The sequence below is a fragment of the Reyranella sp. genome, assembly GCF_004297405.1.
Classification (GTDB): Bacteria; Pseudomonadota; Alphaproteobacteria; order Reyranellales; family Reyranellaceae; genus Reyranella.
Genome location: NZ_SCVC01000030.1, coordinates 162407 through 183063 on the forward strand (window position 1 = coordinate 162407; position 20657 = coordinate 183063).

The window sequence follows — 20657 nt, forward strand, 5'->3', positions numbered from 1 at the left end:
TGCGATCGGGCGTAAACTTCCTGAATCAGCAAATCCGGCAACGGACAGCGGAGCGAACTCGCACAGGGGGCCGCAATGGCATCAATCAACGAGGTAGCCACCCAGTTCTTCGAAGCCTGCGAGGCCGGCAAGGGATGGGAGGCGTGCCAGGCCTTCTGCAAGCCGGACGCCACCTTCTCCTCGCAGGCCGAGCCGCTGGCCGATCTGCGGACGCTGCAGGAATACGCCACGTGGATGAAGGGGCTGATGGGGATGATGCCCGATGGCCGCTACGATCTGAAATCGTTCGCGACCGACAGCAAGCGCAACAACGTCACCGCCTATGCCGTGTTCTCCGGCACGCACACCGGCCAGGGCGGGCCGCCGCCGACCGGCAAGAAGACGAGCAGCGACTACGTCTACTCGATGGACTTCGACGGCGACAAAATCCGTCACATGACCAAGATCTGGAACGCCGGCTGGGCGATGAAGGAACTCGGCTGGGCGTAGGGTTCCGACGAGGGCGTGTTCTCGTAGACAGGCTCACCCCTGGGCCATGATCGCCATAACGCGCTTCATCAGAGCAGGATCGTCGCGATAGACGCTGCGCGGCTTCAACAGGCTCTGGACCTCGGCCGTCAACCGATGAACGGCCGGGTCTTCTGCAGCGAGCCGGGTCAGGGCCATGCTGAACGCGAGCCTCGTCTCGAAATCCGCCGGACGTTCTCCCCGCGTCTCGGGATGAACGAAGTCGAAGGTGGCCACCGACCATGGCGTCTCGATGAGCGCCGGCATCTCGGCGAAGAAGACATGCGCCAGCGTGGCGATGGGATCGCCCTTGTCTGTCGGCGTTTCGAGCAATCGCCTGAGGAGGCAAGCCTCCAGAGCGGCAACGCTCATGCCCTGGCCATAGACGGGATTGAAGCGGCAGATGGCGTCCGCGATCGGCAGAAGCCCGCGCGGAAATGTTTCGAGGCGCTCGAAATGACGCCGCACGCTCTCGGGAGCGCCGTAGCGCGCGACGCTGCCCAGACGCTTCGCGTGCTTGATCGCGTTGTACATTGTCGGTGTCCGCAGCCCGCGCATGAAGGCCAGATAGCCTTCGGTGTCGCCGGGCGGCTGATCGCCGTGACGGCCGCCGAGGCCCGCCATCCAGCGGTTGCCCTCGAGTGGAAACAGAAGACCGCCCCGTGCGCCCTGGGGGCCCGGGCCGCCGAAGGTCATGACGCCTTTCCAATCGGTCGGCGCATCGTCGGGAATGGCGAAGACACAGGTGGCGTAGCCGAAGTCGACGCCGATGGCGGTCTCCTCCGGCAGCGGCCGGCCGGTCGCTTTCAAAAGGGCAAGCGTGAGTGCGCCGCGCCCGGAAGCGTCGACGACGAGATCGGCCTCGAGCGTTTCCGTCGAGCCGGCGCCGTTCTCAAGACGCACACTCGTAACCGTCGCGCCCTCCGGCGTCGCCAGCAATTCCCGAACGCGGCAGCGCTGGCGGAGCGTGACGTTCGCGAGGCTTTCGACGCGCCGTCGCACCGCACGCTCGATGGCAGGCCGCGACAGAGCGTATGTGCGCCAGCCCAGATCGCGTTGCGGGAACGGATCGTAGCCCGGGCGCTCCATGCGAACATCGAGACCGGCGATCAACGATACAGCGCCGGCGCGCACGAGGTCCTGCTCGAAGCCGGGAAACAGTTCGCTCAGCGCGCGCTGGCCGCTGACCAGCAGTCCATGGGGATGCGGCCCCTGCGGAATCCCCGGCCGGTCCACGGGCTCCGCGGGCAGTACGTCCCGCTCCACCACGACCACCTGCTCGAAGTGCGGAGCGATCGCGCCTGCGGCCGCGAGCCCGCCCATGCCGGCGCCGACCACGACGGCCTGCCTGCCGATTGAAGAAGGCGCCATCGCTTCCTCCCCCGTTTGTAGCGAAGACCTTACGTGAGCCGCGATTGTGTGTAACGGTGGCTCAAGCGGTTCCGAAGACTTTTGGCGTGGAGATTTTGTGGCATGGCGAAGCTCGTCTTCGGAATGAACCTGTCGCTGGATGGCTATATCGACCACGAGCGCTTGGCGCCGCCGGATGCCCCGCTCTATCGTCACTGGATCGAGCATGTGCGCGATCTGGCGGGCAGCGTGTACGGACGCCGCATGTACGAAGCCATGCGCTACTGGGATGAGGACCGCCCCGAGTGGAACGCCGAGCACCATGAGTTTGCCGCGGCGTGGCGGCGGCAACCGAAGTGGGTGGTGTCGCGGACCCTGAAGTCGGTCGGGCCCAACGCGACGCTCATCGCGGACGACGTCGCGGCGACGATACGCGGGCTGAAGGAACGGCTCGCGGGGGAGCTTTCGGTTTCGGGACCGGAGCTGGCGGGCAGCGTGACCGAGCTGATCGACGAATATCGACTCTACTTCCATCCCGCCGTGCTCGGGCACGGCAAGCCGTTCTTCACGCGTACCCGGCCGCCGCTCCGACTCGTCGCCAGCGAACGCATCGGCGGCGACGCGATCAGGTTGACCTACGTTCCTGCATAGACGACGGCTCGTCGTCACTTGACTGCAGTCGTGGTGATCTATCACCGTGCCGCGAACGCGTAGAGGAGAAGACGAGATGAAGACCGCCGATATCGAATACCGCGACGGCTCGCTGACCTGCCGTGGCTTTCTTGCCTATGACGAGACGAAGACCGGGCGTCGTCCGGGCGTGCTGGTCGTGCACGAGGCGTTCGGTCTCGGCAAACATGCGATGGATCGAGCGAAGATGCTGGCCGAACTGGGCTACGTCGCCTTCGCCGCCGACATGTTCGGCGACCGCAAGCAGGTGACCGAGCTGCCGAAGGCCATCGAGATCATCACCGACCTGCTGGGCGATCCGCCGAAGCTGCTGGCGCGCGCCGGCGCCGCGCTCGACGTGCTGCGTCAGCGGCCCGAGGTCGACCCGGCGAAGCTGGGCGGCATCGGTTTCTGCTTCGGCGGTTCGACCGTGCTGCAGCTCGCGCGCGGCGGCGTGGACTTGAAAGGCGTCGTCAGCTTCCATGGCGGACTGCAGACCAAGGCGCCGGCCCAGGCCGGAAGCGTCAAGGCAGGCGTTCTCTGCTGCACCGGTGCCGACGATCCCATGATCCCGGCCGATCAGGTCGTGGCCTTTGAGGAAGAGATGCGCGCCGCCAAGGCTGACTGGCAGGTCATCAGCTACGGCAACACCGTGCACAGCTTCACCAACCCCGAGGCCGACGGCTCGCTCAACCCGGCCATCCTCTACAACGAGAAGACCGACAAGCGCTCATGGGCGGCGATGCGTGGCTTCTTCCACGAGCGGTTCGGCGCGTAGAACGCCGCCGGAGCACGGGCCTCACCGCTTGAAATAGAAGTAGGTGAGCAGCGCGGTGATGGTGCCGGCGGCCATCATCTGGCCGATCGTGCGCAGCATGCCGTGGCGGATGGCGCGGTAGGCGTCGACCAGCGAACGCCATTCGGCAATGTCGCGCACGGCATTGCCGTCGGCGAGGCCAAGCCGGGCCAGCGCGCGCTCGGCGCCTTTCTCGGCGCCCTTCTCAACGGCGGCCTCGATCAGGGCGTTCAGTTCCAGGTGGCTCAGGATGATGGGGTCGTTGGGGTGGGCGATCAGGTTCGTGCTCATGGCGTGCACTCATCGCTCGGGTGGATCGGGAGGCAGAGGATGGAGCGCGATGCCGCCGGCAAAGCCGCGGAACATCAGCTCCAGCTCGTAGCCCAGCGCGTCGGCCACGGCCTCGACGAGCTGGAGGTTGCCGCGCGACTGGCCCTCCTCGAAGCGGCGCAGAGAGGCGCGGTCGACGCCGGCCAGTTTGGCCAGCCGGCGCTGGGAAATGCCCTGCTCGTGGCGGATGCGCCGGATCTCGACGCCGAGAGGCGTCGGCGTGCAGATAGTGGGGTGGGTCGCAGGGGAACGGGTCACGGGAAGGCCCCTCCTTGGGCGCAACATCACCGTAGGCCGGCTGGCGTATAGATAAAGAACCACCAGCCCCGCATTGGTGGGGGTATGATGGGCCGACATATCCACAGTTCCGGTCCGCCGGAACCCGACTATTTTCTCCGGACGGTACGCCCAGAAATGACCGACACGACGTCTGATCCGCCGCTGGACGCCGGAGCGATCAAGGCCAAGCTCGAGACGCTGCGCAGCGAGCATCGCGATCTCGACGAGGTGATCGATCGCCTGATCGAGAAGCCGCCCTTCGACCAGCTCCAGCTGCAGCGGCTGAAGAAGCGCAAGCTCGGGCTGAAGGACCAGATCATCAAGCTGGAAAGCCAGCTCATCCCCGATATCATCGCCTGAGACAGACAGGGTGTAATGGCCAGGAAGAAAACGACGCCGGCGAAAGCCTCGCCCGGCAAGACCGCCCGACCGTTGGTCGGCGTGATCATGGGCAGCCAGTCCGACTGGACGACCATGCGCCATGCGACCGAGACCCTGGCGGCGCTGGGCGTGCCTTTCGAGGCGCGCATCGTCTCGGCCCACCGCACGCCCAAGCGCATGATGAGCTACGCCTCCGGCGCTAAGGCGCGCGGGCTGCGCGTGATCATCGCCGGCGCCGGCGGGGCGGCCCACCTGCCGGGCATGACCGCGTCGATGACTCCGCTGCCGGTGCTGGGCGTGCCGGTCGAAAGTGCCGCCCTTAAGGGCCAGGACAGTCTTCTTTCCATTGTCCAGATGCCGGCCGGCATCCCCGTCGGCACCCTGGCGATCGGCCGCGCCGGCGCGGTAAATGCAGCACTTCTGGCCGCCTCGATCGTCGGACTTGACGACGCCAAGATCATGCGGGCGGTGGAAAGTTGGCGCGCTCGCCAGACCGCCGCCGTCGCGCAGGCGCCGTCGGACGACGTAGCCACTGGCGCAGCCCCTCACCGCTAATGTCTTCCTCTCAGATCATCCCGCCCGGCTCCACCATCGGCATCCTGGGCGGCGGGCAGTTGGGGCGCATGACGGCGCTGGCCGCGGCGCGGCTCGGCTATCGCTCGATCATCTACGCGCCCGACGAACACTCGATCGCCGCCGAGGTTTCGGCAGGCTATGTGCGCGGCGCTTACGATGACGCGGCCGCCCTCGCCGCCTTCGCCCAGCAGGTCGACGTCATCACCTACGAGTTCGAGAACGTGCCGGAAGCCGCCGTGCTCGAATGCCAGAAGCTGAAGCCGGTCCGTCCGGGCACGATGCCGATCCACCTCGCCCAGCACCGGCTGCGCGAGAAGGATTTCCTGCGCACCTTGGGCATCGGCACGGCCGACTACCGGCCGATCCGCTCCGAGGCCGATATCGCCGCGGCGGCCGCGTTCCCGGGCGCCCTGCCCGGCATCCTGAAGACCTGCACCGAAGGCTATGACGGCAAGGGCCAGGCCAGGGTCGCCGACAAGGCCGCACTGGCGGCGGCCTGGGCCGATCTCGGCAAGCGCGAATGCATCCTCGAAGCGCTGGTGCCGTTCCGCTGCGAGGTCTCGGCCATCGTGGCGCGCGGGCAGGACGGCGAGACGCGCTGCTTCCCGATCGGCCGCAACGAACATCAGGGCGGCATCCTGCGCACCACGACCGTGCCGGCCGACCTGCCGGCGGCAACGCTCGCGACGGCAGAACGCTATGGCGTGCTGCTGGCCGAGGGGCTGGACCTGGTGGGCCTGGTGGCGCTCGAGATGTTCGTCACCGCCGACGGCACGGTGCTGGCCAACGAGTTCGCACCACGCCCGCATAATTCCGGCCACTGGACCATCGACGCCTGCGCCACCAGCCAGTTCGAGCAGCTCGTGCGCGCCGTGTGCGGCCTGCCGCTGGGTTCGGTCGAGGCGCTGGCGCCCTCACGCATGGAAAACCTGATCGGCGACGAGGCGCTCGACTGGCCACGCTATCTCACCGAGCCCGCCGCGCGGCTGCATCTCTACGGCAAGGGCACCCCGCGCCCCGGCCGCAAGATGGGCCACGTCACCTACGTGCTAAGGCCTTAGAGGCGCTTACGGCTGCTCACGGTCAGTGATCCCGGCGAGCGCCAGATAGTAGCGCGTGTGCTTGAGTTCGCCGGTTCGCGACAGCGCCCCCTTTGCCACGAGGTCCTGCAAATCCCTCGTGGCGGTCGCCCGTGAGGCCTTCGTTATCGTGATGTAGTTCTCGGCACTCAGACCGCCTTTGAACCCGTCAAGCCCTTCCCGAAACATGCGGGCAACGACCCTCTCCTGGCGCTCGTTCATCTGGCCCTGCAGGCGCTCGTAGAACCTCGCCTTGGCCATGTAGAAGTCGACACGCTTGATCGTGGTGGCCTGCGCTTCCAGAACGGTGTCGGCAAAGTAGAGCAGCCAGTCGGTGATCTCCGTCTCCCGGCTGCTGTGTTCGAGCGCCGCGTAGTACGTCTTGCGCCTGCGCTCGATGGTGTAGGCCAGAGCGATCAGGGTCGGCCGGCCCAATCCCTGCGCCAAGGTCTTTTCGGCAACGGCGCGGCCGATGCGGCCATTGCCGTCCTCGAACGGGTGAATGCATTCGAAATAGAGGTGCGCGATGCCCGCACGCGTCAAAGGCGGTAATGGACGCTTTCCATCGGGCGCGCTGTCATTGAACCAACTCACGAAGGCTTTCATTTCCTTCGGGACGGCCTTCGAGGGCGGCGCTTCGAAGTGCACTTTCCTCTTGTGAAGGGGGCCGGAGACGATCTGCATCGGATCGCCCTGACTGCGATACGTTCCGATATCCTTGATGCCCTTCTCTCCGGCCATCAGCATGGCATGCCAGCCGAACATCGTCTTGTCCGCGAGGGGAGATGCGAAGGTCCGGTAGAGATCGACCATCATCTCCGCGACACCGCGCTCGGCATCGGGCACGCGGGCGCCGTCCTTGCCCCCATCCTTACCCAGGCCGAACTGCTGGATCAGGGATGACTGGACGCTATCGCGATTGAGGAGTTCGCCCTCGATCTCGGAGGTCTTGAGCGCTTCGTCGCGGATAAGTTCGATCCTGAGCCGGTCCTGATCATCCGCCCCAACATGACGGAAGGCGCCGACGAACTCGCCCGACTGAAGCAGGAACTGGCGCTCCAGATCGTCCAGCGCGCTCGCCCGGTAGGTGAAATCAGGCCATTCAGGCTGCTGCCAGATCCACTCCATGAGCTATAGACATCCTTTCTATAGCTCACGATACCATAGTTTCATGAGTTATAGGAACGACGCCTATAGCTCACGCTTGGCGCTGGACGGCCCGGCCCCATCACCTACGTGCTGCCGGGCGGCCGCCGGGCTTGGAGCCGCCACCGGTCCATGACTGGACCTGGCTCTTCAGCTTCTCGAACTTCATCACGTCCTCGATGCGGCGGTCGAGGAAGGACCAGGTCTGCTCGGCGCCGGGCGAGCGGTCGTTCAGCCAGTAGAGCAAGGTCGAGGAGTAGACGCCGGCCAGGGTCGCGCGCTTGGTGTAGAAATTGAAGTCGGTGCTGGTGTCGCCGGCGGCGTACCACATGGCGTCGACCGTCTTGTAGAGCAGCTTCAGCCCCAGCCCGGCATGGAAGGGCAGCGACAGCACGGCCAGCGCCCGCCGCGCCGCCTCGCGGTTGCCGGCATGGCGCTCCAGCCGGATGCGGACGGCGGCCTTGATGCGATCGCGGATCTTGAGCGCGGCGACGCCCTCCTTCTCCATGTCCTCGACCGTCCGGATATCGGCGAGCTCGCTGACATGGGTCAGGACCTGGATCGGCCCGCCGGGAAACAGGCGGTCGGCCTCGCCCGCCGGCAGCTCCAGCCGCCGGCCCGCCGCCGCCAGCGCCGTGCGGGTCCAGCCCTCGAAGGCGGCCTCGGCGGTGACGGCGTCGGCCAGCCGGTCGCGCAGGGCGGCGTCTGGATCGGTGGGGGTCCGGTCCATTTCCGCAGAATCAGGGGTGTTTTCTTCGCTCATAGGTGGGAATATAGGCCCCGTGCGGGGGGTTCCCAAGGGTAGCGCCCTGTGATACCTACGCCGCCTCAGTTTCGGCCCCGGAGGGTTTCCGGGGCCTGTCGCCATATGGAAGGAAGCGATCGCAGTGCAGGTTCTCGTTCGTGAAAACAACGTCGATCAGGCGCTGCGCGTCCTGAAGAAGAAGATGCAGCGCGAAGGGATCTTCCGTGAGATGAAGCTTCGCCGCAACTACGAGAAGCCCTCCGAGCGCCGCGCCCGCGAGCGCGCCGAGGCCATCCGCCGCACGCGCAAGCTGATGCGCAAGCGCATGGAGCGCGAGGGCTACTAGCTCTCTTTATCTGTCCTCATCGAGCGACAGAGACGACGACACCCCCGGCAACACCGGGGGTTTTGTTTTGGCTACGCCCTTCCGGGGCGCGACCTGCCCTTGGATCGCGAGTCCGTCCTTCGCTCATGAGGCGGCTGTGCAACCGATTGCACGGCTATCTCGTCGGCTCGACGCTGCGCCTGAAGTGCGCGCAGCCGTTTGAACACCTCTCGCGACGGTATGCTCGACCGCGGGTCAGCCATCACCGCGTCGACATATCGCCGAAGCTCGTCGGATGTCATGGGTCTGTTGGTGTGAGGCATGCGATGGCCCTCCATCGAGCGGCCATTCTATCACACTGCCGCGCCGCCGGCTTGCCCCTGGCGCTACTTCAGCAGCGCCTCGATCGCGGCATCGAGTTCGGGGACGTCTGTCACGACGGCATCGGGGGTTTCGGCTTCGGTGCGGGGGCGCTGGCGGCGCCAGCGGCCGGAGCGGAACTGGATGGTCGTCATGCCGCTCGCCTTGGCGGGCGCGATGTCGGTGTCGAGGCGGTCGCCGACGAAGAGGCAGGCCGCGGGCGGCACATCGACCTCGCGGGCAAACAGCTCCGCGATCCCTGCCCGCTCCAGCCGCGGCCACTGATGCGACGGGTCGATCACGCCGAGCACGAGTCCGCGCACGTGCAAGCGTTGCAGCAGGCCGTCGATGCCGGGGCGCAACTGGAAGACATCGAGATTGCCCACCATGGCGCGCATCCGCTGGCGCACTCGCGCGATGGTCTGCGGATCGCCGCCGCACAGCGTCTCGATCATGTGCACGTAAGTATCGGGTGCGAAGGCAGCGACAGCGGCGTCCGAGGCTTCCTCGACCATCGTCTGGTCGACCCTGATGCCTTCCAGCCCGCACGACGCCGCAATGGCGCCGTCGACCGCGCTTTCCCAGGCGAACTCGAGATCGAGAGCGCCGCCGACGTCGAAGAGGATGGCTTTGTATTTCATGCCGGGCGCGCGACTTCAGTGGCGCGCCCAGGCCGCGCGTGTCAGTGCGACGAGCCTTCGAGGGCCTTCACGATGTTTTCGCACATCACCTTGGCGTCGGCGAAGAGCATCATCGTGTTGTCGCGGAAGAACAGTTCGTTGTCGACGCCGGCATAGCCCGAGGCCATGCCGCGCTTCACGAACAGCACGGTCTGCGCCTTCTCGACGTCGAGGATGGGCATGCCGTAGATCGCGCTCTTGGGATCGGTCTTGGCGGCCGGATTGGTCACGTCGTTGGCGCCGATCACGAAGGCCACATCGGTCGCCGCGAAGTCGCGGTTGATGTCGTCCAGCTCGAAGACCTCGTCGTAGGGCACATTGGCTTCGGCCAGCAGCACGTTCATGTGGCCCGGCATGCGGCCCGCCACCGGATGGATGGCGTAGCGCACCTGCACGCCGTCCTTCTTCAGGAGATCGGCCATCTCACGCAGCGCGTGCTGCGCCTGGGCGACGGCCATGCCGTAGCCCGGCACGATGATCACCGAGCCCGCGTTCTTCATCAGGAAGGCCGCATCCTCGGCCGAGCCCGCCTTGACCGGCTTGTCGGTCTTCGCGGCGGGACCGCCGGCGCTGCTGCTGTCGGTGCCGAAGCCGCCCAGGATCACGTTGAAGATCGAGCGGTTCATGCCCTTGCACATGATGTAGCTCAGGATCGCGCCCGACGAGCCGACCAGCGCACCGGTGACGATCAGCGCCGTGTTGCCCAGGGTGAAGCCGATGCCGGCCGCCGCCCAGCCCGAATAGGAGTTGAGCATCGACACGACCACCGGCATGTCGGCGCCGCCGATCGGCAGGATGAGCAGGAAGCCCAGCGCCAGCGACAGCACGATCAGCAGCACGAAGGTCGAGGGGTGGCCGCGCATGGCGAACCACACCAGCAGCACGACCAGCGCAATGCCGAGCAGCGCGTTCAGCGGATGCTGGCCGCGGAAGACCAGAGGCGAACCGGAGACCAGGCCCTGCAGCTTGGCGAAGGCCACAATCGAGCCGGTGAAGGTGATGGCGCCGATGATGGTGCCGAGGCCCATCTCGATCAGGCTCTGCACCTTGATCTTGCCGACCGTGCCCAGGCCAAAGGCTTCGGGCGAAATGAAGGCTGCGGCCGCCACGAACACCGCCGCGAGGCCGACCAGCGAATGGAAGGCCGCCACGAGCTGCGGCAGCGCCGTCATCTGGATGCGCATCGCCACGAAGGTGCCGATCGCGCCGCCGATGATCAGGCCCGCGACGATCAGCCAGGGCGAGACGACGCCCGGCGTGGCCACGGTGACGCCGATGGCGATCACCATGCCGACGATGCCGTAGAGGTTGCCGGCGCGCGACGTGGTGGGCGAGCTGAGCCCGCGCAGCGCCATGATGAAGCAGATGGCCGCGATCAGATAGCCGTAGGCGGCCAGTTCCTGGGTGAACATCCCTTAATCTCTCCGCTTGCGCCCTGGGCCTACTTCTTGACCGGCTGTTTCTTCTTGAACATCGACAGCATGCGGTGCGTAACGATGAAGCCGCCGAAGATGTTCACGGCGGCCAGCGCCACGGCGATGAAGCCGAAGATCTGCGCCGCGCCCATACCCTGCAGGCCGGCGGCCAGCAGCGCGCCGACGATGATCACCGAGGAGACGGCGTTGGTGACGGCCATCAGCGGCGAATGCAGCGCCGGCGTCACCCGCCAGACCACGTAGTAGCCCACGAAGCAGGCCAGCGCGAAGATGGTCAGCAGCGCCACGAACGGCATGTGGCCGTCGGGAATGCCGACCGGCGTCGCCGCCGCCGCATCGGTGATCTGCTGCGCCACGGCCTTGAGCTGCGTGGCCAGATCCTGTGCCTGGGTCGCGAGCTTGGAGGCTTCGCCTGCGATCTTGTCGTCCATTGGGGACAGCTCCCTTTTAGCTCTGCTGGACCAGCGAGGGATGCACGATCTGGCCGTCGCGCGTGACCAGCGTGCCTTTCACGACCTCGTCCTCGAGGTTGATGGTGAGCGCCTTGGTCTCCTTGTCGACCATGGGCGTGATGAAGTTGAGCAGGTTGCGCGAGAACAGCGAGGAGGCATCGGTCGCCAGCTCGCCCGGCAGGTTGGCCGGCCCCACGATCTTCACGCCGTACTTCTCGACGACCCGGCCGTATTCGGAGAGCGGGCAGTTGCCGCCCTGTTCGACGGCCATGTCGACGATCACCGAGCCCGGCTTCATGGTCTTCACCATGTCCTCGCTCACCAGCACCGGCGCCTTGCGGCCGGGAATGAGCGCGGTGGTGACCACGATGTCCTGCAGCTTGATATGGTCGGCCACGAGGGCCGCCTGCTTGGCGCGATATTCCGCGCTCATCTCCTTGGCATAACCGCCCGCGGTCTCGGCCGCCTTGAACTCGTCGTCCTCGATGGCGACGAACTTGGCGCCGAGCGACTGGACCTGCTCCTTAGTCGCGGGCCGCACGTCGGTCGCGGTCACGATCGAGCCGAGGCGGCGCGCGGTGGCGATCGCCTGCAGGCCGGCGACGCCCACGCCCATGATGAAGGCGCGCGAGGGCGCCAGCGTGCCGCCGGGCGTCATCATCTGCGGGAAGATGCGGCCATAGTTGTTGGCCGCCAGCAGCACCGCCTTGTAGCCCGCGAGGTTGGCCTGCGAGGACAGGATATCCATCGACTGCGCACGCGTGATGCGCGGGATCAGCTCCAGTGCAAAAGACGTCACGCCCTTGGACGCCAGCGCCTGCACGAGGTCCTTGTTGATGAGCGCGCCGAGCGGCGACATCAGGGTTTGACCCTGGCGCAGCAGCGCAAGCTCGTCCGTGCCTTCCGCCGCCGACATCGGCCGCTGGATCTTGAACACGATGTCACCCGCGGCAAAGGCCGCCGCCGCATCCGGCACGATCGTTGCTCCGGCATCGGCATAGGCCTGGTCGGTATAGGCGGCCGCGATGCCCGCACCGGCCTCGATCGTGATCTCCGCGCCCAGCGCTTTCAGCTTCTTGACGGTTTCGGGAGTGGCGGCCACGCGGGTTTCGTGCGGGCGGCGTTCTTTGACGATGGAGATCTTCATGACTTGTTCAGATCGCTCGGCATGATCGGTTACAGATCGGTGGGAACGCGAAAAGACGCATCTTGCCGGGCACCATGCACAGCGTTCCGTTCTTTGCCAAGCCGGTTTTTCGCCGCGCGATCACTGTGGCTCGAGCGATGGTTTAATCGCAGTGAACAGCGCGTCATACTGCAGCATGTCCGATAATCGACCTGCCATCCTCACCGGCTTCCATTTCACCAAGACGACGCTCGGCGCCTTCTCCGAGGGCTATGACATCGTCGGTCACATGGACAAGCCAGACCTGGCGTTGATCCCACCCGGCGTCGCCGATCGCGTACAGGCGCTGGTGACGACCGGCAGCGTCGGCGCCACCGACAAGTTGATGGCGGCGTTTCCGCGGCTGTCGCTGATCTGCTGCTACGGCACCGGCTACGAGCGCATGGACCTCGAAGCCGCGCGCCGCCGCAACATCATGATCACGCACGGCGCCGACGCGAACGCGCCCGATGTCGCGGAGATGGCGGTGGGCCTCGTGCTCGCCACGCACCGCCGCATCGTACGCGCCGACAAGATGATCCGCCGTGGCGAGTGGACCAAGCGCATCCCCAACCGCTTCGGGTCGATCTCGGGCCTGACCGGCGCGAAGTTCGGCATCCTGGGTCTCGGCGCCATTGGCCTGGAGATCGCGCGGCGCATGAAGGGCTTCGATGTCGAGATCGGTTACTGCAACCGCAACAAGCGCGACGATGTCGACTTCCCCTACTTCGCCGACGTGATGGATCTGGCGAAGTGGAGCGACATCCTGATGGTGGTGCTGCGTTCCGACGCCTCGAACCGGCACATCATCAACGCCGAAGTGTTGAAGGCGCTGGGGCCGCGCGGCCATCTCGTCAACATCAGCCGCGGCTGGGCCGTCGACGAAGCCGCCCTCGCCCACGCACTGCGCAACAACATCATCGAAGGCGCAGCACTCGACGTGTTCGACGAGGAACCCTACGAGGGCACCGAACTGCTCGACATCGACAACCTCGTGATGACGCCGCACTTCGGCGGCGGCACCGAACATGCGCAGCGCCGCATGACGGCGAGCGTCCGCGCCAACCTCGACAATCACTTCGCCGGCAAGCCGGTAGCGACGCCCGTGCCCGAACTGCGCGAGTGGGCGAAGTCTGCGGATGCACCGAAGCCGAAGGCGTAGAGTTCTTATGACCCCTCCGCCTCGCAAGCGAGGCACCTCCCCATTTGAATGGGGAGGCGAAGGATCTCCTCCCCATTCAAATGGGGAGGTGCCCGCGTCTTCGTGGGCGGAGGGGTCAGAGCGCGCAACAAGAACACAAGCAAAGGGGGAGCCGCCATGATCGACGAAGCACTCGCGAAGAAATTGATCGAGGCCTGTCGGAGTGACGGCGAGTTTCGGCTTGCGGCGCGGCACTGGACGGGGGGTCTGCGTCTGGAGTCGCCATCCGGTGCGTGCGCGATGCTGATCGAAGACGGACAGGTCGGCCCGCCCCAGCCGCCGCGCAGTGCCACTGGCCGCATCGTTCTCAAAGCGTCGGAGGAGACATGGGCGAAGCTGCTCTCGGCCAAGCCGCCGCGCTTTCATAACGACCTCTCCGCCCTCCTCGCGCTCAAGGCAATGACCCTGGAGGCCGATCCGGTCTGCTTTGCGCAGTATTATCCGGCGGTCATGCGCGCCATCGAACTGCTGCGTCCGAAGACGGCGCAGGCGCCGCTGTCCGTCGCGAAGCCCGCCGGCACCTTCGATAGCCCGGTCGGACGCTACGTCCATCTCGACATCGAGGGTCAGGACTACCGCATCTATTTCGAGGAAGCGGGCTCGGGCATTCCGATGCTGCTGCAGCACACCGCGGGCGCTCACGGCGCGCAGTGGCGGCACCTATTCGAGTGCCGCGAGATCACTGATCATTTCCGCCTGATCGCCTACGACCTGCCGTTCCATGGCAAGTCGCTGCCGCCGGTCGGGCCGAAATGGTGGACAGAGGAGTATCGCCTGACCGCCGCGTTCGCCCGCGCTCTTCCGGTGACCTTGGCGCGCACGCTCGATCTCCAGCGTCCCGTCTTCATGGGATGCTCGGTGGGCGGCCTGCTGGCGCTCGATCTCGCGCGCTATCATCCGGATGTCTTCAGTGCGGTGATCTCGCTCGAAGGCGCGCTCAAGATCGAAGTCGCCATCAGCGACCTCGGCCGCCTCTGGCATCCGCAGGTGAGCAACGAATACAAAGGGCGGCTGATGAACGGGTTGATGAGCCCGACATCGCCCGAGGCCTATCGCAAGGAGACCAGCCAAGTCTACGCCTCGGGCTGGCCGCCGGCCTTCCTTGGCGACCTCCACTACTATGTCGACGACTATGATCTCCGCCAGGAGGCGTCGAAGATCGACACCGGACGTGTCGCCGTCCACATCCTGAGCGGCGAATACGACGCCAGCGGCACGATGGAGCATGGGCGGGCCGCGCATAAAGCGATCGCGGGCTCGACCTGGGCTGGCATGGACGATGTCGGCCACTTCCCGATGTCGGAGAATCCGAACGCGTTCTTCAGCTATCTCCTGCCGATCCTGAAGCAGGTTCACGAAGCATATTCACAGGCCGCGCCAAAACCGAAATAAGCTGCTGGGTGCGCGCCAGCTTCTCGCAATCTTCCTTGGCTAGAAGAGACGTCCGGCAACCCGGACGGCTCTGCGGCGTTGTGCCGGGAGGAAGGTTGAGTACGTGACCCATAATTTTCTACGTTCCCATCTGGTCAGCGCAGTTCTGTTGCTGGCCCTGGCCGCCGGTCTCTCGACGAGTCTGACCGGCTGCGGCGTCGTGGCGTTCCCGGTGCGCGCCACCAGTGCCGCGGTCAAGATCGTCCCCGTCGCCGGCGATGTCGTCGCCGCCCCGCTCGACGTGACCGCCGACGTGATCGACTGACGTTCATCTTCGCTGGCCTGTTCGTTGGCCTGTTCGGCTGGCGAGAACGTTGTGTTCACCGGAAGGCAATTGCTCGCGGAGGGCACGCAGCACCACACTGATCGCATCCACGCCTCGACGGGAGGACGTGAGCCTTGCGATCTTCACTGCGCCTCCGGGTTCGCGCCATTTGCTACATGGCGATCGCGGCCCTGTTCCCTCTCGCCGCTGTGGCCCAACCCGCGGCGCCGACTGCGCCGCCCACTGGGCTTCCTGCCGGTCCGCCCGACTTCAAGCTCTTCCGCTACGACGAAGACTACCGCTATCTCGCAGATCCCTCGGCGCCCAGGGATTACTGGGATCCGATGAAGTACATCGTCCTCGACCGCGAGTATCCGATCTATCTCAGCGTCGGCGGCGAGCTGCGGGAGCGCTTCGAGTATTACTCGGCGCCGGACTTCGCCCTGCTCGGCACACCGCCCAACGGCTATCTCCTGCAGCGCTTCCTGATCAATGCAGACCTTCACGTCGGCGACAGTTTCCGCGCCTTCGCCCAGCTCGGCAGCTACTTCGCCTTCGGCAAGGACTTCGCCGCCCCGCCCTACGAGGATCAGCTCGACCTGCAGCAGGCCTTCGTCGATATCAGCCTGCCGCCCGTGCCGAGCGCCGGCCTCACCTCGATCCTGCGGTTCGGCCGCCAGGAAATGGCCTTCGGCTCGCAGCGCATCATCGCCGTCCGCGATGCGCCGAATGTCCGGCGGGCCTTCGACGGCTTTCGCCTCCATGCCGAGACGAGCACCTTCCGCGTCGATGCGCTGGCGGTGCGCCCCGTGCTCAACCGGCTCGGCGTCTTCAACGACCAGTCGAATCCTAATCAGGCGCTGTGGGGGCTCTACGCCACGGCGCTGTTCGGGCCGGGCCGCGGCATCGACCTCTACTATCTCGGCTACGACAATGCCCGCACCGCCTTCGCCGGATCGGTCGGCCAGGAGACGCGGCAGTCGATCGGCCTCAGGCTGTTCGGCACCGCGGCGGGATGGGACTGGGACTGGGAGGCGCTGTGGCAGTTCGGCTCCTTCGCCAACCGGCAGATCCTCGCCTGGACCGTATCATCGAACACCGGATACACGTTCCGCGACATGCCGTGGTCGCCGCGACTGGGGCTCAAGGCCGATATCGCGAGCGGCGACAGCACACCGGGCGGCCGGACCGTCGGCACCTTCAACGCGCTGTTCCCCAAGCTCGCCTACTTCAACGCAGCGGCCCTCCTCGCGCCGGCCAACATCATGGACCTGCAGCCGTCGATTTCGATCCGGCCGTTCCGCAACGTCACCGTGACCCTCGGCTGGGACTTCGCCTGGCGCCAGACGACGCAGGACGCGATCTACATCGAGCCGTTCGTGGCGGTGCCCCGCACCGCCGGCCAGGGCAGCTCCTACATCGGCAACCAGATCGCGCTCGACATCACCTGGCAGGTCAACCGGCACATAACGCTCGAAGCGAGCTACGTCCATTTCAGTGCAGGCGACACGCTGAAAGCTGCCGGCGGACGCGATGTCGATTTCGTGGCGTTCGCCGCGACCTACCGTTTCTAGGCTCCGGACTAATAACCAGTAGCCTACGATTTGCGCGCGGCCAGGTGGTCGGCGAGCTTGTCGAGCGTCTGGCCGCCGAATTCGACCGCACCGAAGGCAATGCCCGCGTCGCGCCGCGCGCGCGTCGGATGCATCTGACGCAAGGTGAGGACCGTCTTTCCGTCCGTTTGCGCGTCGAACGTGACCAGCATTCTAAACTTGCCTGGATCATCGTCCTTGTCGGAACCGTGATCGACCTCGATCAGATGCGGCCGCTCGATGCGCAGAAAGGTCATGCGATTGTCGTAGCGAACGCCGTTCGCACCGACCATGTCGAACCGCCACACGCCGCCCACGCGAACGTCGATCTCGTGCGTCTCGATCGCGAGGCCCTTGGGGCCGAACCACGCTGCGAGCTGCTCGGGGTCGGTCCACGCGTCGAAGACGTCCTCGCGGGGCGCATCGATCACGCGGGAAAGCACGATCTCACGATCGAGCGGCCAGGCGGCCCATGCCGATTCAGTCTGTGCGGATCTGTCAGTCATCTCGTTGTGTCCTTCTTTCTGCGGGCCAGGTGAGCTTCCAGCCGATCGAGCCGGCTTTCCCACGTCGCGATATGCGTGCGCAGCCAATCGTCGGTGCTGCGAAGCGCCTTCGGCGTGAGCGAGCACGTCCGGACGCGCCCGGATTTTTCCGACGAGACGAGGCCGCCGCGTTCGAGCACGCGAATGTGCTTGAGCAGTGTCGGCAGCCCGATCTCGAAAGGCTCGGCGAGTTCGCCGACCGTGGCGTCTCCGCTGCACAGGCGAGCGACGATCGCGCGCCGCGTCGGATCGGCCAGCGCTGTGAACGCGAGGTTCAGGCGATGCTCATAGTTTTCCATACGGCGAACTAATTCGAGAGGCGCCTCGGAGTCAACATTAGTTTTCCAGTTGGCAAACCTTTCCCTCAGGGAGACACCCTGCAGACAGCGTGAACCGTCCGATCGATGGCGCCCCTGTCCATGACCATCCCTGTTCGCTATGGTCGAACGATGAGGTTCCGCATGGACGACCTTCTGACGTTTTTGCACGTCGTCGAGACGTCGAGCGTCAGCGCGGCGGCGGAACGCCTCAAGATTTCAAAGTCCGTCGTCAGCAAGAGGGTCTCGGATCTCGAGACGGAACTGGGCGTGCAGTTGTTTCAGCGCTCGGGCCACCGGCTCTTTCCGACGGAGAACGCGATCGTCTACTCCCGGCGGCTTTGCGAGATCGTTGCCGACCTCGACAAGGCGTCGGACCTGGTCGCGCAGGATCGCGAATCCATCGCGGGCGACGTCAAGATCGCCTGCCCGATGGCGCTCGGCACGCACCTCCTGACACCGAGCCTGATCACCCTGGCGCAGCGGCAGCCGCGGCTCGTCGTCAGCCTGGTGCTGGACGACCGTATCTACGATCACAGGGTCAGCGAGAGCTACGACATCGCAATCCGCATGGGGGCGCCCCGCAGCGAATCGCTGATCGTGCGCAAGCTGGCGATCAGCCACCGCGTCGTCTGTTGCAGTCCGGCTTATGCCGACCGGTTCGGACTGCCGCAGACGATCGACGACCTGCCGAACCACGCCTGCCTGACCTACACGAACGCCCTGACGTCCAGGGTCTGGCAGTTCGAGTCACCGACGCGGCGCGGCAATCACCGGACTGTCCCTGTCCAGGGACGCCTGGTGGCAAACAGCCCTGAGATCCTGTGCAACGGCGCCATCGCCGGGCTCGGCCTCGCGGTGCTCCCGATGTTCGTCGCCGCGCAGGCGTTGCGCGACGGGCGCCTGATCGACGCCCTGCCGAATGCCCGTCCGCTGGCGGACACAGTCTATGCGATACGCCCGCCGAACGGCCGGCTGCCGACGCGCGTGCGGGCCGTGATCGACCATCTGGTCGGCGCGTTCGACGCGAAGTCGGGTTGGGAAACCGCCATTCGCTGAACCGTCGACCGACGGTCAGACACGCTCCGAGTCGAGCTTCTCCTGCTTGGTCGCGACCTCCTGCGCCTTGGCGTAGCTCTCGTAGAGCAGCGCATAGGACGGGAAGATCTTGCTGTAGACCTCGGCCCATTGCTGGGCATCGTCGCGATGCCAGGTCCGTTGCAGCTCCGCGGCCACGGCGGCCGTGTCCATGGGCACGACGCCGGCCTGCACGACGCGCGCCAGGGTGATCTCCTGCGCCATCTTGGAATAGGTGCCGGAGGCGTCGACCACGGCGAAGACCTTGTAGCCTTCATGCACGGCCGCGATCGCGGGGAAGGCCATGCACACGCTGGTGATGGTGCCGGCGATGATCAGCGTCTTGCGGCCGGTCGCCTTCACGGCGGCGACGAAGTCCGCATTGTCCCACGCGCTGATCTCGCCCTTGCGCGCGACGTACTTCGCATGCGGCGCATTCTGGTGGATCTCGGGAATCAGCGGCCCGTTGGGTCCCTGCGGCACCGAGGCGGTGGTGATGACCGGCATCTTGCAGAGCGTCGCCATCTTGGCGAGCGCGGTGGCGTGATTGCGCAGCACCGGCATCGGCATGTCGCCAACCGTCTGGAACAGGCCGCTCTGATGATCAATCAGAAGCATCACCGAATCGTCGGGATCGATGACTGGACGCTGCCCGTCGAAGTTCGCGATGTTGTTTGGAGCCATAGATATCTCCTTTCAAGAGAGGCGCGGCGCACTCTACTGCCGGCCTCTTCACCCGGAACCGCCGTTCGGTCGAACCTCCTGTTCGCGATCGTCGAACAGGCTTCGGGCCTTCCTCACGCAATGCGATTGAGCTTGAGCACGGAGTCGATGGCTTCCACGTTCCCGGCGCCATGCGCATGGAAGTGCTGGATGTGCGGCCCCTGGGTGTGATGCTTGTGCTGTGCATCGGCCGATGCCCAGTGCTCCACGAAGACGAAGTGCCCCGGATTGTCCTCGTCGACGAAGAGCTCGTAACGCAGATTGCCCTCGTCTTTGCGCGACGGCTCGACCACGGCGATCAGATCACGCCGTAGCTCTTCCTCTTTTCCCTTCTTCGCGCGAAGGGAGACGACCATGAACAGCTCGCTCATTTGCCAGCTCCTGTCGGTGGCCCGGTCGTTCCTTCGGGCGTCGCTCCTCACTCCGTCTTGTCGTACGAGAACTGGATTCCCGCCGTGCCGCCGGTTTCGATGAACAGCGACATGAAGCCCGGCACCGTTTCCTTGCGGGCCCAGTCGCGCTGCAGTTCGCAGAAGAGCTGGGGGACGCTGATCATCTTGCCGCCGGCCTGTTCGATGCGGCGGAGCGCGGCTTCATGTGCCGCGAGCGAAGTGCCGCCAACCGCGTCCGCGACGACATAGACCTCGTAGCCCTCGGCCAGCGCATCGATCGCCGGGAAGGTCAGACAGGCTTCGGTCCAGAGCGCGGTCATGATCAGCTTCTTGCGCCCGGTCTTCTCGACAGCGGCCTTGAACTCGACATCCTCCCAGGAATTGATGGTGGTGCGGTCGATGGTCGGAACCCCCTTGAGCGCCTTCTGGATCTGCGGGATCGGCGGCTTGTTCAGGCCCGTCTTCACGTTCACCGTCGAATGGACGATCGGCAGGTCATAGACGACGGCCGCCCTGGACGCGCCGACGATGTTGTTGACCAGAAGCTGCCGGTCCATCGAGGCAATCGAGTTCACCTGAACGGGCTGGTAGTCGATGATGACGAATGCCGAATTCTTCGGTGTCAGCAGGCGATCCTTGACGGGATCGCGAATAGGTTCGCTCGCCATGCTCTGTCTCCTTTGAATTTGATTGGAAACGAATCTCGTGCACTCCGGGCGAAGCCAAATCTCGCGCCGGGCAAGCACCACCCTAGGCGCTTCCTGCCGACCCTGGTGTTCGTCTTTTTCGAAACCGATGTTCCCCGCCGCCGAACATGTCACGCGGGCAGGTCTTTACG

The 20657-nt window shown here is 65.6% G+C and carries 26 protein-coding genes; 12 read left to right on the forward strand and 14 right to left on the reverse strand.

Annotation, left to right across the window (positions count from 1 at the left end; all coding sequences use genetic code 11):
• Positions 1-75: 75 nt before the first annotated feature.
• On the forward strand, positions 76-489 hold the full coding sequence (locus EPO50_RS18360; RefSeq protein WP_296346452.1) for a nuclear transport factor 2 family protein: 414 nt from the start codon (positions 76-78) through the stop codon (positions 487-489).
• A 33-nt stretch (positions 490-522) separates the two neighbouring features.
• On the opposite strand, the gene EPO50_RS18365 is transcribed toward EPO50_RS18360, so the two are convergent.
• The gene (locus EPO50_RS18365) at positions 523-1878 is read right to left on the reverse strand and encodes a squalene monooxygenase (RefSeq protein WP_296346453.1); all 1356 of its coding nucleotides are present in this window, start codon (positions 1876-1878) and stop codon (positions 523-525) included.
• 102 nt (positions 1879-1980) lie between these two features.
• Here EPO50_RS18365 and EPO50_RS18370 point away from each other — a divergent pair, with 102 nt between their 5' ends.
• Together EPO50_RS18370 and EPO50_RS18375 are read left to right on the forward strand one after the other, a co-directional pair.
• A complete protein-coding gene (locus EPO50_RS18370) occupies positions 1981-2508 on the forward strand; it encodes a dihydrofolate reductase family protein (RefSeq protein ID WP_296346454.1) in 528 nt (175 codons plus the stop codon).
• Positions 2509-2584: 76 nt separating this feature from the next.
• Positions 2585-3304, forward strand: coding sequence for a dienelactone hydrolase family protein (locus tag EPO50_RS18375; protein WP_296346455.1), 720 nt, complete (start codon positions 2585-2587; stop codon positions 3302-3304).
• A gap of 21 nt (positions 3305-3325) precedes the next feature.
• Here EPO50_RS18375 and EPO50_RS18380 read toward each other — a convergent pair whose 3' ends face one another.
• The gene (locus tag EPO50_RS18380; RefSeq protein WP_296346456.1) at positions 3326-3613 is read right to left on the reverse strand and encodes a DUF6127 family protein; all 288 of its coding nucleotides are present in this window, start codon (positions 3611-3613) and stop codon (positions 3326-3328) included.
• Positions 3614-3622: 9 nt separating this feature from the next.
• Positions 3623-3910, reverse strand: coding sequence for a helix-turn-helix domain-containing protein (locus EPO50_RS18385; RefSeq protein WP_296346457.1), 288 nt, complete (start codon positions 3908-3910; stop codon positions 3623-3625).
• A gap of 156 nt (positions 3911-4066) precedes the next feature.
• Between EPO50_RS18385 and EPO50_RS18390 the strand changes: the two genes are divergently transcribed.
• Genes EPO50_RS18390 through EPO50_RS18400 form a run of 3 tightly spaced genes read left to right on the forward strand, consistent with a single transcriptional unit; the run spans position 4067 to position 5949 of the window.
• Positions 4067-4291 (forward strand): DUF465 domain-containing protein, encoded by a 225-nt coding sequence (locus tag EPO50_RS18390; protein WP_296346458.1) that lies wholly within the window; start codon positions 4067-4069, stop codon positions 4289-4291.
• A 15-nt stretch (positions 4292-4306) separates the two neighbouring features.
• Positions 4307-4867: a 5-(carboxyamino)imidazole ribonucleotide mutase gene (gene purE, locus EPO50_RS18395; protein ID WP_296346459.1), complete on the forward strand. Its 561-nt coding sequence runs from the start codon at positions 4307-4309 to the stop codon at positions 4865-4867.
• The gene (locus EPO50_RS18400) at positions 4867-5949 is read left to right on the forward strand and encodes a 5-(carboxyamino)imidazole ribonucleotide synthase (protein WP_296346460.1); all 1083 of its coding nucleotides are present in this window, start codon (positions 4867-4869) and stop codon (positions 5947-5949) included. The genes purE and EPO50_RS18400 overlap by 1 nt, the downstream gene beginning before the upstream one ends.
• 6 nt (positions 5950-5955) lie before the next feature.
• On the opposite strand, the gene EPO50_RS18405 is transcribed toward EPO50_RS18400, so the two are convergent.
• Together EPO50_RS18405 and EPO50_RS18410 are read right to left on the reverse strand one after the other, a co-directional pair.
• Positions 5956-7095: a Fic family protein gene (locus EPO50_RS18405; protein WP_296346461.1), complete on the reverse strand. Its 1140-nt coding sequence runs from the start codon at positions 7093-7095 to the stop codon at positions 5956-5958.
• Between the two features lie 100 nt (positions 7096-7195).
• Positions 7196-7843, reverse strand: a complete 648-nt coding sequence (locus EPO50_RS18410; protein ID WP_296346462.1) for a COQ9 family protein — start codon at positions 7841-7843, stop codon at positions 7196-7198.
• Between the two features lie 157 nt (positions 7844-8000).
• Here EPO50_RS18410 and rpsU point away from each other — a divergent pair, with 157 nt between their 5' ends.
• Positions 8001-8204: a 30S ribosomal protein S21 gene (gene rpsU, locus EPO50_RS18415; RefSeq protein ID WP_020696578.1), complete on the forward strand. Its 204-nt coding sequence runs from the start codon at positions 8001-8003 to the stop codon at positions 8202-8204.
• A gap of 365 nt (positions 8205-8569) precedes the next feature.
• Here rpsU and EPO50_RS18420 read toward each other — a convergent pair whose 3' ends face one another.
• The 4 genes from EPO50_RS18420 to EPO50_RS18435 are packed head-to-tail and all read right to left on the reverse strand — an operon-like array spanning position 8570 to position 12258.
• Positions 8570-9184, reverse strand: coding sequence for an HAD family hydrolase (locus tag EPO50_RS18420; RefSeq protein WP_296346463.1), 615 nt, complete (start codon positions 9182-9184; stop codon positions 8570-8572).
• A gap of 41 nt (positions 9185-9225) precedes the next feature.
• Positions 9226-10635, reverse strand: a complete 1410-nt coding sequence (locus EPO50_RS18425; RefSeq protein WP_296346464.1) for an NAD(P)(+) transhydrogenase (Re/Si-specific) subunit beta — start codon at positions 10633-10635, stop codon at positions 9226-9228.
• 29 nt (positions 10636-10664) lie between these two features.
• A complete protein-coding gene (locus EPO50_RS18430) occupies positions 10665-11090 on the reverse strand; it encodes an NAD(P) transhydrogenase subunit alpha (protein WP_296346465.1) in 426 nt (141 codons plus the stop codon).
• Between the two features lie 16 nt (positions 11091-11106).
• On the reverse strand, positions 11107-12258 hold the full coding sequence (locus EPO50_RS18435; protein ID WP_296346466.1) for a Re/Si-specific NAD(P)(+) transhydrogenase subunit alpha: 1152 nt from the start codon (positions 12256-12258) through the stop codon (positions 11107-11109).
• 175 nt (positions 12259-12433) lie between these two features.
• On the opposite strand from EPO50_RS18435, the gene EPO50_RS18440 reads away from it, so the two are divergent.
• From EPO50_RS18440 to EPO50_RS18455, 4 genes are all read left to right on the forward strand, one after another.
• Positions 12434-13438, forward strand: a complete 1005-nt coding sequence (locus EPO50_RS18440) for a 2-hydroxyacid dehydrogenase (protein ID WP_296346467.1) — start codon at positions 12434-12436, stop codon at positions 13436-13438.
• Positions 13439-13594: 156 nt separating this feature from the next.
• Positions 13595-14869 carry an alpha/beta hydrolase gene (locus EPO50_RS18445; RefSeq protein WP_296346468.1) on the forward strand — a complete coding sequence of 425 codons (1275 nt, stop codon included), beginning with the start codon at positions 13595-13597 and terminating at the stop codon, positions 14867-14869.
• 103 nt (positions 14870-14972) lie between these two features.
• Positions 14973-15173, forward strand: a complete 201-nt coding sequence (locus tag EPO50_RS18450; RefSeq protein WP_296346469.1) for a DUF6726 family protein — start codon at positions 14973-14975, stop codon at positions 15171-15173.
• Between the two features lie 176 nt (positions 15174-15349).
• Entirely contained in the window at positions 15350-16747 is a 1398-nt protein-coding gene (locus EPO50_RS18455) for an alginate export family protein (protein WP_296346470.1), read from the forward strand.
• Between the two features lie 23 nt (positions 16748-16770).
• Here the strand turns inward: EPO50_RS18455 and EPO50_RS18460 are convergent, their stop codons facing one another.
• Positions 16771-17271 carry an SRPBCC family protein gene (locus tag EPO50_RS18460; RefSeq protein WP_296346471.1) on the reverse strand — a complete coding sequence of 167 codons (501 nt, stop codon included), beginning with the start codon at positions 17269-17271 and terminating at the stop codon, positions 16771-16773.
• Complete coding sequence (locus EPO50_RS18465; RefSeq protein ID WP_296346472.1) at positions 17268-17609, reverse strand: helix-turn-helix transcriptional regulator; 342 nt, start codon at positions 17607-17609, stop codon at positions 17268-17270. Before EPO50_RS18465 ends, EPO50_RS18460 begins: the two co-directional genes overlap by 4 nt.
• 162 nt (positions 17610-17771) lie before the next feature.
• Between EPO50_RS18465 and EPO50_RS18470 the strand changes: the two genes are divergently transcribed.
• A complete protein-coding gene (locus EPO50_RS18470; protein ID WP_296346473.1) occupies positions 17772-18686 on the forward strand; it encodes a LysR family transcriptional regulator in 915 nt (304 codons plus the stop codon).
• A 15-nt stretch (positions 18687-18701) separates the two neighbouring features.
• Here EPO50_RS18470 and EPO50_RS18475 read toward each other — a convergent pair whose 3' ends face one another.
• From EPO50_RS18475 to EPO50_RS18485, 3 genes are all read right to left on the reverse strand, one after another.
• Positions 18702-19388: a hydrolase gene (locus tag EPO50_RS18475; RefSeq protein WP_296346474.1), complete on the reverse strand. Its 687-nt coding sequence runs from the start codon at positions 19386-19388 to the stop codon at positions 18702-18704.
• 113 nt (positions 19389-19501) lie between these two features.
• A complete protein-coding gene (locus EPO50_RS18480) occupies positions 19502-19798 on the reverse strand; it encodes a putative quinol monooxygenase (RefSeq protein WP_296346475.1) in 297 nt (98 codons plus the stop codon).
• A 47-nt stretch (positions 19799-19845) separates the two neighbouring features.
• Positions 19846-20487: a hydrolase gene (locus EPO50_RS18485; RefSeq protein WP_296346476.1), complete on the reverse strand. Its 642-nt coding sequence runs from the start codon at positions 20485-20487 to the stop codon at positions 19846-19848.
• Between the last annotated feature and the right edge of the window lie 170 nt (positions 20488-20657).